Source organism: Candidatus Villigracilis proximus (assembly GCF_016717045.1).
In the GTDB taxonomy this organism is placed as follows: Bacteria; Chloroflexota; Anaerolineae; order Anaerolineales; family Villigracilaceae; genus Villigracilis; species Villigracilis proximus.
Map to the genome: position 1 here is coordinate 1 of NZ_JADJUO010000035.1, position 10241 is coordinate 10241.

The 10241-nt window shown below is 49.4% G+C and carries 17 protein-coding genes and 1 pseudogene; 6 read left to right on the forward strand and 12 right to left on the reverse strand.

What is annotated here, in order from left to right; genetic code table 11:
- The 5 genes from IPL71_RS23515 to IPL71_RS23535 all read right to left on the reverse strand — a co-directional run.
- Positions 1–234, reverse strand: a 234-nt coding sequence (locus tag IPL71_RS23515; protein WP_345325874.1) for a hypothetical protein, incomplete at its 3' end; no start/stop codon positions are given.
- Between the two features lie 7 nt (positions 235–241).
- A complete protein-coding gene (locus tag IPL71_RS23520) occupies positions 242–412 on the reverse strand; it encodes a hypothetical protein (protein ID WP_345325876.1) in 171 nt (56 codons plus the stop codon).
- Positions 409–1491, reverse strand: coding sequence for an ABC transporter ATP-binding protein (locus IPL71_RS23525; RefSeq protein WP_345325878.1), 1083 nt, complete (start codon positions 1489–1491; stop codon positions 409–411). Before IPL71_RS23525 ends, IPL71_RS23520 begins: the two co-directional genes overlap by 4 nt.
- A gap of 223 nt (positions 1492–1714) precedes the next feature.
- Entirely contained in the window at positions 1715–2017 is a 303-nt protein-coding gene (locus tag IPL71_RS23530; protein WP_345325903.1) for an HlyD family secretion protein, read from the reverse strand.
- Between the two features lie 125 nt (positions 2018–2142).
- Positions 2143–2523 (reverse strand): hypothetical protein, encoded by a 381-nt coding sequence (locus tag IPL71_RS23535; protein ID WP_345325880.1) that lies wholly within the window; start codon positions 2521–2523, stop codon positions 2143–2145.
- 794 nt (positions 2524–3317) lie between these two features.
- Between IPL71_RS23535 and IPL71_RS23540 the strand changes: the two genes are divergently transcribed.
- Positions 3318–3632, forward strand: a complete 315-nt coding sequence (locus IPL71_RS23540) for a hypothetical protein (protein WP_345325882.1) — start codon at positions 3318–3320, stop codon at positions 3630–3632.
- Positions 3633–3835: 203 nt separating this feature from the next.
- Positions 3836–4249, forward strand: a complete 414-nt coding sequence (locus IPL71_RS23545; RefSeq protein WP_345325884.1) for a hypothetical protein — start codon at positions 3836–3838, stop codon at positions 4247–4249.
- 74 nt (positions 4250–4323) lie between these two features.
- Here the strand turns inward: IPL71_RS23545 and IPL71_RS23550 are convergent, their stop codons facing one another.
- From IPL71_RS23550 to IPL71_RS23565, 4 genes are all read right to left on the reverse strand, one after another.
- A complete protein-coding gene (locus IPL71_RS23550; protein WP_345325886.1) occupies positions 4324–4593 on the reverse strand; it encodes an SET domain-containing protein-lysine N-methyltransferase in 270 nt (89 codons plus the stop codon).
- A 417-nt stretch (positions 4594–5010) separates the two neighbouring features.
- Entirely contained in the window at positions 5011–5817 is an 807-nt protein-coding gene (locus IPL71_RS23555) for an IS5 family transposase (RefSeq protein ID WP_345325888.1), read from the reverse strand.
- 61 nt (positions 5818–5878) lie between these two features.
- A complete protein-coding gene (locus IPL71_RS23560) occupies positions 5879–6091 on the reverse strand; it encodes a hypothetical protein (RefSeq protein ID WP_345325890.1) in 213 nt (70 codons plus the stop codon).
- Between the two features lie 130 nt (positions 6092–6221).
- On the reverse strand, positions 6222–6698 hold the full coding sequence (locus IPL71_RS23565; RefSeq protein ID WP_345325892.1) for a TolB family protein: 477 nt from the start codon (positions 6696–6698) through the stop codon (positions 6222–6224).
- Positions 6699–6706: 8 nt separating this feature from the next.
- On the opposite strand from IPL71_RS23565, the gene IPL71_RS23570 reads away from it, so the two are divergent.
- On the forward strand, positions 6707–6898 hold the full coding sequence (locus tag IPL71_RS23570) for a hypothetical protein (RefSeq protein WP_345325894.1): 192 nt from the start codon (positions 6707–6709) through the stop codon (positions 6896–6898).
- 11 nt (positions 6899–6909) lie between these two features.
- On the opposite strand, the gene IPL71_RS23575 is transcribed toward IPL71_RS23570, so the two are convergent.
- Together IPL71_RS23575 and IPL71_RS23580 are read right to left on the reverse strand one after the other, a co-directional pair.
- On the reverse strand, positions 6910–7140 hold the full coding sequence (locus tag IPL71_RS23575) for a hypothetical protein (protein ID WP_345325896.1): 231 nt from the start codon (positions 7138–7140) through the stop codon (positions 6910–6912).
- Positions 7141–7165: 25 nt separating this feature from the next.
- Positions 7166–7759, reverse strand: a complete 594-nt coding sequence (locus tag IPL71_RS23580; RefSeq protein WP_345325905.1) for a protein kinase domain-containing protein — start codon at positions 7757–7759, stop codon at positions 7166–7168.
- A 314-nt stretch (positions 7760–8073) separates the two neighbouring features.
- Between IPL71_RS23580 and IPL71_RS23585 the strand changes: the two are divergent.
- Together IPL71_RS23585 and IPL71_RS23590 are read left to right on the forward strand one after the other, a co-directional pair.
- A pseudogene (locus tag IPL71_RS23585) lies at positions 8074–8397 on the forward strand (acyltransferase family protein); the annotation flags it as partial.
- Between the two features lie 331 nt (positions 8398–8728).
- Complete coding sequence (locus IPL71_RS23590; RefSeq protein WP_345325898.1) at positions 8729–9019, forward strand: acyltransferase family protein; 291 nt, start codon at positions 8729–8731, stop codon at positions 9017–9019.
- An 8-nt stretch (positions 9020–9027) separates the two neighbouring features.
- Here the strand turns inward: IPL71_RS23590 and hflX are convergent, their stop codons facing one another.
- Positions 9028–9975 carry a GTPase HflX gene (hflX, locus tag IPL71_RS23595; RefSeq protein WP_345325900.1) on the reverse strand — a complete coding sequence of 316 codons (948 nt, stop codon included), beginning with the start codon at positions 9973–9975 and terminating at the stop codon, positions 9028–9030.
- 63 nt (positions 9976–10038) lie between these two features.
- On the opposite strand from hflX, the gene IPL71_RS23600 reads away from it, so the two are divergent.
- The coding region (locus tag IPL71_RS23600) for a hypothetical protein (RefSeq protein ID WP_345325901.1) at positions 10039–10241 on the forward strand (203 nt) is incomplete at its 3' end.

Below are 10241 nucleotides of genomic sequence, written 5' to 3' on the forward strand. Positions count from 1 at the left end.
AAAAATGGTTTCATTTTTTCCGTAAGCCGGAATTGTGGTTTCACCTGCGGCGGGCTTGAGTAAATTCAAGGTCAACTGACTTGGGTCTTCGAGTGCAATAAAGTTAACATCCACATAAGTACCATCAGGGCGCACAATGCGCGCGCCGACCGACGAAAATCCCTGCACCTGATCCACGCCGGGGATCGTGCGCGCGATCTTCACCATGTCATCGGTGAGCGGGTTGGCGTACACCTGCGCCTCAGACGGGTTCGCAAAGATAATCGCCGTCCATGCTTTCCATCATGTACGCGCCCATGTTGCTGTTAAAGCCAACAGCAAATGTTCCCACCATGATCGTCATGATGGTTAGAAAGGTGCGTCCGCGATTGCTCCAAAAATCAGCCCAGACTTTTTTCCAGCGCGAGCTCATTTGGATACTCCCCGAAAAGACAGATTCTCATCTTCATGCTTATCTGCCATCTGATGCAGCGCTTCGCGCGTAACTGAATTGATCCAGAAATTCTTTGAGTTGATCGTAGCCGATGGAGAGCACCTCAAACCGTCGCTTTCAGACGCGCGCACAGAAGCGAGATGTTTCTTCTCGTGGAAAAATTCAATTTCGCCGAAACATTTTCCAGGTCCGAGTTGAAGCGCGACCACATCCGATTGATTCGCACGCGGCAGAATCACTTCCACTGTCCCTTTTGAAACGACGTAGAACGTGTCAGCGTGCGCGCCTTCAGAAAGGATCATCGTTCCGGGATCAAATTGCTGTGCTTTCGCTGTGCGGGTGAGTTGCAGTAATTGCGCGGCGGTGAGTGTGGGCATGGCCTTCGCCACATATTCGTTGACGATCTCGCCGTCGGCGATCAGCGCTGTGCGGTGAGTGCGTTTTGCCAATGCGCTGTCGTGTGTGACGATGATGATGGTCTTGCCTTTCGCGACCAAATCGTTGAACAGTGTAAATACAGACTCGGCTGTCTTTGAGTCAAGGTTGCCTGTCGGTTCATCGGCGATGATCACGGGCGGATCGTTGGCAAGTGCGCGGGCAATTGCCACGCGCTGCTGCTGTCCGCCGGAGAGGGCGGTGGGAAGTTTGTGCGCGTGATCGGCGAGTTCGACCAGTTCAAGCAATTGCATGGCACGTTGATGCCGCTCGCGCATGGGATAGGTTCGGCAGAAATCCATCGGCAGCATGATGTTTTCGATGACGGAGATCATCGGTAGAAGCTGAAAGAACTGGAACACCACGCCGAGATTTTTTCCGCGCCAGCGCGCCATTTTGTTTTCGCTTAATTTATGCACCGCAGTGTCATTGACCCACACTTCGCCGTTGGTGGGAATGTCGATACCGGTGATCATGTTTAATAAAGTTGTCTTGCCGCTGCCCGATTTGCCGATAATGCTGACGAACTCACCCGCGTTGATTTGCAGATCTACATTGTCAAGCGCGTGATAATCACCGACGGCTGTTTTGTAAAATTTATTTACTTCGCGCAGGTCAATCATCGGGTGACTGGCGGCTGTGCTGTTGTTGTTTTTTGAAAGAGTGTCGCGAGTACGTGCCTTTCTTGCGCGGATGTTTGAGGTGGATGGTGCGTCGCACTGAACGGGTGGAAGAATCTCGTAAACCAGTAAAATCTACTCGTTTAAGATTGTCTCTTCGATGCTGGTGCGACGCACTCTCTCTATTGATCGGAATCGGTTCTAAAGTCCGGCGCGATGCGTTTTTTTATTCCGTAAATTTGACGATTGCTGTCATGCCCCAGCGCATGGCGGGGTCTTTTTCAGTGAGCAGGATCGTGACTTCGTAAACCACATCGCCCTGATTTTCAGAAAAATTCTGGCTGATGGAGAGAACGTTGCCACTCAACTCAACACCGGGAAGCGCATCCAGCGTGACTGTTACAGCCTGACCCTCTTTAATTTTCACCACGTCAATTTCGGTCAGGTCGGTGGTTTTGACAACCCACTTTGAATTATCGGCAATGGTGATAACAGGCTGACCCGAAGCGAATTCGCCGACTTTGGAGATTGAGGTCTGTGATCAGGCCGGGGAAGGGGGCGCGTACTTCGGCGCTGGCGAGCGCGGCGCGAGTTCCGCGGTATCTGCCGAGAAAGACGGGTCTTGCAGGGCATCATAATCTTTTTGAGCGAGGCTCAGGCGCGAGTTCGCATTTTGCAGAGTCGATTCGAGTTCGGGCCACAAAATGGCTTTGCGGTAACGTGCCCGGGCATCATCGAAGCGCGCGCTTTAAATCTTGGCTGTGCCGGTGACAACGCCGCTGTTTTTCCCGGCTTCGGTCTCGGTGAGGCTGCGTTCGCTGAGGTTTTATACGGCTCGAAATCGGCGCGTGCCTGATTTAATTTGACCAGCATTTCATCGACTGCTTTGGATGGAGTCATTCCGTCAAAGTCAACCGGCACATCGAAGTTATCGAGTTTGAATTGCGCGTCGCGCACTTCTTGGTAGGCGGCGGTCAACTCTGTGGCGGCTTTGGCTTGCGCGGTTTCGAGAGTTTGCGCTTCGTTGGATTTCAAGCGGGCAATCACTCGCCGCCAACGACTTCATCTCCCTCGCTGAATAACACTTCGCTGACGAGTCCGCTGGCGTTCAAGGCCAATTCCGTATAGTGGATCGGTTCCAGTTTACCTTCGGCAATAATGGTGCTGTCGGCGATGACCGTGGGGATAGGGGTGGCTTCTGCGGTGGCCGGGGCTGTTCCGCAGGCTGCAACGAATAGAGAAAATGATAAACAGTGCGACGATCAATTTTATAGGTTTCATAGTGTTGTCCTTTGGAAAAGTAACTTATCCCAGCTTGGGGGATGTTCAAAGATATTTACGCATTGTTTTCGATTTGGTTGCACAATTTAAAGACAGCCGCCAGTTTATGGCGGCTGTCTTTTGAAAAAACAGTTCTTTGGAATTACTTTGGCCAATATTGCCGGATGAGTTTGCTGCATGTGGAAATAAAAAAGGAAAAGTTATCCCTTCCTGCGGGTCTTTCATTCCATGGACAAAAAGGTATCTCAAGCGTTGGGTTGAATGGCGCGTTTTCATTTTTCAACCATCCGCCCACTGGGGCTTGCATATTTTGCGGTGTGTGCATCATCGAATATGCTGTTGATTGGAAAACGTAATCCGTGTGGTTTTTCCAATCAGGGCTGTGCGTTGGGCAAAGTCTTTGTCTTTGGCGGCGAGTCTGTCAGAAGCCATTTTGCAGACCCCATCAGCGACTTGTTTTCCATTTTTTCAGGAGTGAAGGCCATGATATAAAAGTTTGAAGCGCAAACATAAAATTCTCCTTTTTGCATATTATAAGTCAATTACAATTGGGGCGTGTCTCAGATCAATTTGAAGAAACTATCCACGCATCGCGCCCAGACCTTTCACCTGCCGCCCGCGAAAAGGCTTTCATCTCCATCCAGGGCATTGACCTTCTTCAACGCGCGCGGTTCATTTATTTTTGGCCCATCAAAGGCATTGACCTGCCTTCGCTGTGGACAGCCGTCGCGGGTGATCGACCCGTGGCTGATAAGCACGATGATCCCGGTCATATTACATGGGGCTGGAAGGACAACGCCTCAATAAAAGATCTGGTATTACGGAAAAATATTGCGCGGCAAGGCGACCATGATCTCGCTTGAGGATCGCCCCATATTTTTACGCGCTCTCTGAAAATTACGGCTCCCCGATGAAGATTATATGATCAGCTATCACGAAGGCCGTTTGACACAAGCCTCAAACAGGTCTACGAAACCCTGCTTGAAAACGGCGCATTAAACACCTTTGGATCTACGCAAAATGTCGAAATTATCCAACGCAAAGGATTCTGAATTCAACAAAGCCCTTGAACAACTACAAAGAGACTTCAAAATTCTGCCTGTCGGTGTCGCGGGCGGGCGCATGGAAATATTCACATATTTACGAAGTCGTCCCGCGTCATTTTCCCGATCTGCCCGAACAGGCGCGCAAGATCACCGAATCACAAGCGCGGCTCAAATTGTTGGAACTATATTTCAACCTCGTTGGCGCAGCGCAGATGCGGGATGTCACCAAATTATTTGGCTGGCCCGGCGAAGTGGCAAACCGCGCACTGAATAAATTAATCGATCAAGATTTACTGGCAAAGGCTGTTCACACCAAACAGGCGGGTGAGTGGGTTTGTCATTCCAAAACTGCTGTCTTGAGGCATTTGAAAAAAGGTCTCGCGAATTTTCACGAGACCTTTTTTGTTATTCGTATATCGGGGCTGCTGCCATGAAGAAAATTTCGGTGATTTTGCCATACGAATGGCTTGTTCGAAAGCGCGTTTTTCCTTGCGCTGCGCATCGATTTTTACGTTGAACATGCGGAGCGAAAAATCCCGCATAGCGCTTTTGAAGTTCGCTTCTGCCAGTCATTGCCGCCAACTGTCCGCGGCATGTAGGCACCGCACCCACAATTAAATTCATCGTAGGGCATGGTGTCGCTCATGGCATAGTCAAAACAAACTTCCTCGCCGATTTCAATGTCTCGCATTGCAACGAGTCCAATCTGGCCCGAAAGACCTGCATTCGGATTACACGAGTGATTGACATAATCTCCTTCACCAATGGGGCGCGGCACGCGGGAAATGACGATCTTCTCCCGGATGCAAAGACTGCGCTCACGGTCAGGAAGGTGAATAAAGGCGTCCCATTCGTAAACGACGCCCCCGAAAAACGGCTACGAGCTCACCCTTTTTGATGGGCTCCAACGAATAGATCCCGTTTCCACTGCCATCGGCCTTCGGGCGGCCTCAACAGAAGACAGATAAGAACTTGGTTGCTTTGACATTCATATAACTTCCTTTTCTGGGATTAAAGACTAACAGCGCCTCCCCCGGTGGTCGAGCCGGGAAAAACGCCATTTATGAGTCAATCATACAATAAATTTTCTGCATGTAAAGGTCTTTGTAATACCAATTCAACGACAATTTGTAATGATTTTTATTGAGTATCATCACGCGCGTTATAAAAAACCATTTAGAGAGTGTTTCTTAAGTCAATTTGTAGCTAATTTCAGCATACGTCGAATGCTGGCGATATAAACAACCGATTCGCTGGATGAAACAGTATGTTCAAAATCACGAGATAGGCGACGATAGCAACCCAACCAGCCAAAGGTGCGCTCGACAATCCAACGGTGTGGCAGGGTTTCAAATCCTTTGGCTTTGTCTGATCTGCGCACAATGTCCAACTTCCAACCAAAATGTTTGCGTACTTCTTCCACGATAGAAACATAAGCGCCATCTGCCCAAATCAATTTCAAGCGACACCAACGATTATGAACACTGTGCTTGATTTGATCGAATAGCTTTTGTAAAGTAAACGAGCCACCACGAGCATCTTGAATACTGGCGCTATGAACCAAAACCATCAAAAGCAAGCCCAAAGTGTCTACAACAATGTGGCGTTTACGCCCAGGTGTCTGTTTATGCACATCGATACCACGCTGTTCGCCGCCTTCCGATGTCTTCACGCTTTGACTATCAATAATCGCGGCACTTGGCTTTGGATCACGTCCCGCTTTCACACGCGCTTGCTTCACCAGCGCTTCATTAATGCGCTCCCACAGACCCTGACGCTTCCAACGTCTAAAATAACCGTACACGGTCTGCCAAGGCGCAAAATCCTTGGGCAGCATCCGCCACTGACATCCCGTGCGAACGACATACAAGATTGCATTGATAATTTGCCACATCTCCCATTTACGAGGACGTCCCATAGGGCTGGCAGGAAAGAAGTCTGTAATCATCATCCATTCGGTATACTTGAGGTCGGTTGGGTAGGTTTGCTTGAATTTGGTCATTCTTCAAGCTTACCCAACTACTTAAGAAACACTCTCTTAGGAGGATTTTAGTGCGTAAAAGTTAACGCCTTGTTTTGATGAAGTTCCGCTTCACGCTTCGCGCTGCCGACAATTGATTCCGCCCAAAATGCATTTCTTCGTCTGTGAGTTTTACTCCACCACCGCGAACCCAATCCGGCTCGGGGTGATTGGTAAGCTGCACCTGATTTGAACCATCCACGATGTATAAATCCGCCTGATCGTCGTTGCGCAGTGAATTAAAAACAATATACAAACCATCCGGCGAATATGACGCGCCTGCATTGTTGCCGCCATCGGTAAGCTGAATGGAATTGCCCGAAGCAATATCAATCGAAAAATATCCTTATCCCCAAATGACCGGCATAGATCAATAAATTTTTCCGTCAGGCGACCCAGTCAATGCTCCCGCCAATGCCCTGCAAATCCCGCGACACTTGACGGTGATTTTTTCCGGTCGCATCCATGACGAAGATTTCATATTCCAGCGGCACACCAACAGACATGGCGTACGCGATCTGCTCGCCGTTTGGAGCCCATGTCGCAGCGACGATGGTATCGGCCCCTGCATAAACCAGATGCGGGTTTAGCCCGTCTGAATTAACCATCCAAACGGCTGGCAATCCATCACCAACCTGATTGACAAAGACGATCCTGCGTCCATCAGAAGAATAATCGGGCGAGACAACATTGCCGATATTTTGTGTCAATTGCTGAAGCTGCTTTTCGCCGAAGCGCAGAAGGTACAAGTCAAATGGGCCGTTGCGGTTGGATGAAAACAAAAACGAACTGCCATCAGGAGTGAAGGCAGGGTAGTAACTGGAGGCTTCCATATCTGAAAGTTGTGTAGCCTGATCCATCACGATTGACTATGCATAACTGGTTGAAGTCTCCGCGCGTGCAGGTGAATGCGATCCGTCCGCCGTGCGGGTCGGTGGGTTTGGGGAGCGGGGTGAACGTGGGTGGTGGGGTGAAGTTCGATGCAAACGGCGTGAATTTGATCGGCGTCGGGATGGTGATTGGCGCTGGGCGCACCAGCCAGAACAAGGATGTAAAACCCTAAAATCAGGACGATCACGAAGCGGTGGCTATAACGCCCAGCCCTGATCTTGTGTTTTGGGGCTGTGCAATGGCTGTCATTCGATCTTCGAGCGGCAGGGAATCTTCACTGATGATGTTCGGCTTGGGCGGCGGCAGGAAACTCCATCCCTCAAGAACTGCCGAAGTGACAGGAGCAGTTTCGGTCGACGCGAAGCGGAATGCATCACTGAAAAAATGAGCGGCAAGCGCGAGCGAGGAAAGCAATTCAGTGGTGGTTTTGAGTCGGCTTTCAGGCAGTTTGCGCAGTGCCCAGAAGCATCCGCGAGAAATGATCGGGTATGTTTTTGTTTAATTTAATGGGGGCGGGCGGGGCGAGATCGAGATGCGCCTTCCGGATTGCCTCGTTTGTTTTCGGCGCGTCTTTGCCGTTGATCCATGCGGCGGTGGTCAGTTCATAGAGAAGTGCCGCGAGAGAATAAATATCGGAGGCGGGGGAGAGTGACTCACCGTTGAGTTGTTCCGGTGAAAAATAAAGGTTTGGATATTTGTCGTGCGGGTATTCGATGATTGAATTAATTTGCTGTGCCGCGCCGATGCCGCCGAGAAAAATTTCACCGCGTTTGTTGATGTGTATGAGTTCAGGCGCAATGTGAAGATGCAGATAATTTTGTTTATGCAGTGCTTCGAGTGCCGAGCAAATTGCCTTTGTGTAAACAAGCGCTTCGACTGCTGATATCGGTTTTCTGTTCAATATCTCGGTGAGCGATGGCCCATTGATCCATTCTTCGAGCAGGAAGGCGGTGGTTGGGGTTTGGTGCAAGCCAAGATATGGAACGATGTTTGGATGCGAGATGGCGCGCAGTCTGGCAGACTCTGCTTCGATGTGTTTGAACTTTCAGCATTTTCCGAAATTGTTTTTGGCAGAAGTGTGAGCGCCAGCGGTTTGTTACTGCGTGTCGGTTGCGCGATAAAGTTCCCCGAACGGTGTGAGGTGATGTATTTTTCAATCAGGTATTGATTAAGAGAGTCCGACCGGATGACAATAAAGGCATACGTGGATCTGAATTCAATTTATCCTGTTCACGCAAGGTATAATATTTTGAGCAGGTATTTCGGTTTCAGGAATTAGAATGAACACTTCTTCCAACATAACACTTCGCTGGGTGGATTTGATCCGTGTGACTTGGCGCGTTTCTTGTTGTCATGGCGCATATTTCATATGAGGGCGGCGGCCCGGTTCTGGTATCAACTTATTATTTCGTGATCTCGCGCGCAGCGGTGCCGCTATTTTTTATGGTGAGCGGCTTTTTGTTGTTGAAAAAAGAAGAGCCTTACAGCGTGTTTTTCAGGAAGCGCGCGGTCAAAGTGGCTGTTCCTTTTTTTATTTGGTCGGTGATTTATCTGCTGTGGAAGCGTGAAGGATTTGGAATCTGGTTTTTCTCTGGAACTTGTTGCCAGTTATCTTATCAAGATTATCCGCGGGCCGCGCGAGAATCATTTTGTGGTTTTTCTATGCCTTGATTGGCTTGTATTTATTTACGCCCATTTTGAGAGTCTTTGTGGCGCGCGCATCCAAATTGGATTTATATTATTTTTGCGTTATGGTTTTTGTTTGCCGATCTTTTCCATGATGCAGGAATTTCTGCCGGTGAAGATTGGGTTTGAGTTGTATTTCATTGCCGGTTATACGGGCTATTTTATGCGGACATGTATTGGGGCTTTTGAATATGCCGCAATCAATTGGCTGGATTGGCGGCGCTATTTCTGATGTTATCTGTGGGAACTGCGTTTCTGGATCTTCAATCCAACCTGTTTTAAATGGAACACCCAGTACTTTGTCAGTTATCTGGGGGTGAACATTGTATTATTGACCGTGACGGCTTTTATTTTGCTTCGTGAAGTTCACGTGAGCGATCGCGCCTATGCTTTTCTTGCCCCGCTTGGCCGCGCAAGCTTTGGTATTTATCTCGTCCACGTGATTGTCATTACGGAGCTTTCGAAAATTCCCTTCATTGCGGCCTGGTTTTCGGCTGGTTCTTCTATATATATGATTCCCTTGCTTGGATTATTCGGGTTTCTGGCTTCTTATGTTGTGGTGGCGATTGTTCAGAAAATCCCTGTATTGCGCTGGAGTATGCCGTAAATTTGACTTTACAGCGCCCACGATAACATCAAGCCAAAAATGGCGATCAATAGTCCGATGTGCAGAAACAGGTTGGTTGTAGCTAAAAAACCGCCGGGGAGAACGAGTGAAGGACCCAAATTAATCACGATCATGATCAGCCCGATGATGGGGAGCAATCCTTTTCGATGTGCCAGAAATTCCGACATGTGATCCAGAAATTTTGACATTATTCCTCCTCCTGAGCAGATCCTTCCAGTTTCTTCCGCTTCCTGCGCGGTTTGACATGCCACCGGGTATATTGAGCCAGCAGCCTGCCGGGAGTCTTCCTGCATAACCACACCGCCGCGTTCATGCTCCACGCGTTCCACTTGTCCCAATTCATGGAAGAGGGAGATCAATGCGCCCTGTTGATAGGGAAGGCGCACATGGATGGGGCTGTAGGATTCGTATAATTCTTCTCTGATCAAATGAAGAAGATCTTTTACGCCGGTCCCTTGCAAAGCAGAAATTGAAACGGCTTTGGAAAAACTTTTCAGAACCTCGCGCGCATTTTCAGGACGGTTGAGCAGATCCGCTTTGTTTAGGGCTGTGATCATGGGGATGTGACTCGCGTCGATCTCGGCCAGCGTTTCCTGCACCGGCTGATATTGATTGAGCGCATTGGGGTGGGAAATGTCAACGATGTGCAAAAGCAAGTCGGCTTCAGCAATCTCTTCCAGTGTGGCGTGAAAGGCGGCGATCAACGATGTTGGCAGTTTTTGAATAAAACCAACCGTGTCTGTGATCAATGCCAGATCATCGCCGGGAAGCTGCACACGGCGGGTGGTGGGATCGAGCGTGGCGAACAATTGATCCGCCACATATACTTCCGATTTTGAAATCTGATTGAGCAAAGTGGATTTACCCGCATTGGTGTAACCAACCAACGCAACGGTTGGAATGCGCGATCGTTTGCGTTGTGCGCGATAGCGCAAGCGATGAGCTTCCACTTTTCGAGTTCACGCTTGATATGTGTGATGCGTTTGCGGATGGCGCGTTTGTCCCACTGGCAGCTGAGTTTCCACCGGGCCGCGCAAGCCACGCCGCCGGTGGAACTGGCACGTCCGCCCGCCGCCCGCCTGTCTTTGGAGATTGTCCAGGCGCGGGTGAGGCGTGGCAGATTGTATTCAGACTGCGCGAAAGTTCAACTTGCAACATGCCTTCACTGGTGTGAGCATTTGCGCGAAAATATCAAGGATGA

Bases quoted from the DNA above. Each gene is read 5' to 3' on its own strand.
- IPL71_RS23520 (WP_345325876.1), bottom strand. From the start codon at position 412: ATGAGCTCGCGCTGGAAAAAAGTCTGGGCTGATTTTTGGAGCAATCGC.
- IPL71_RS23525 (WP_345325878.1), bottom strand. From the start codon at position 1,491: ATGATTGACCTGCGCGAAGTAAATAAATTTTACAAAACAGCCGTCGGT.
- IPL71_RS23555 (WP_345325888.1), bottom strand. From the start codon at position 5,817: ATGACCAAATTCAAGCAAACCTACCCAACCGACCTCAAGTATACCGAA.
- IPL71_RS23570 (WP_345325894.1), top strand. From the start codon at position 6,707: ATGCATAACTGGTTGAAGTCTCCGCGCGTGCAGGTGAATGCGATCCGT.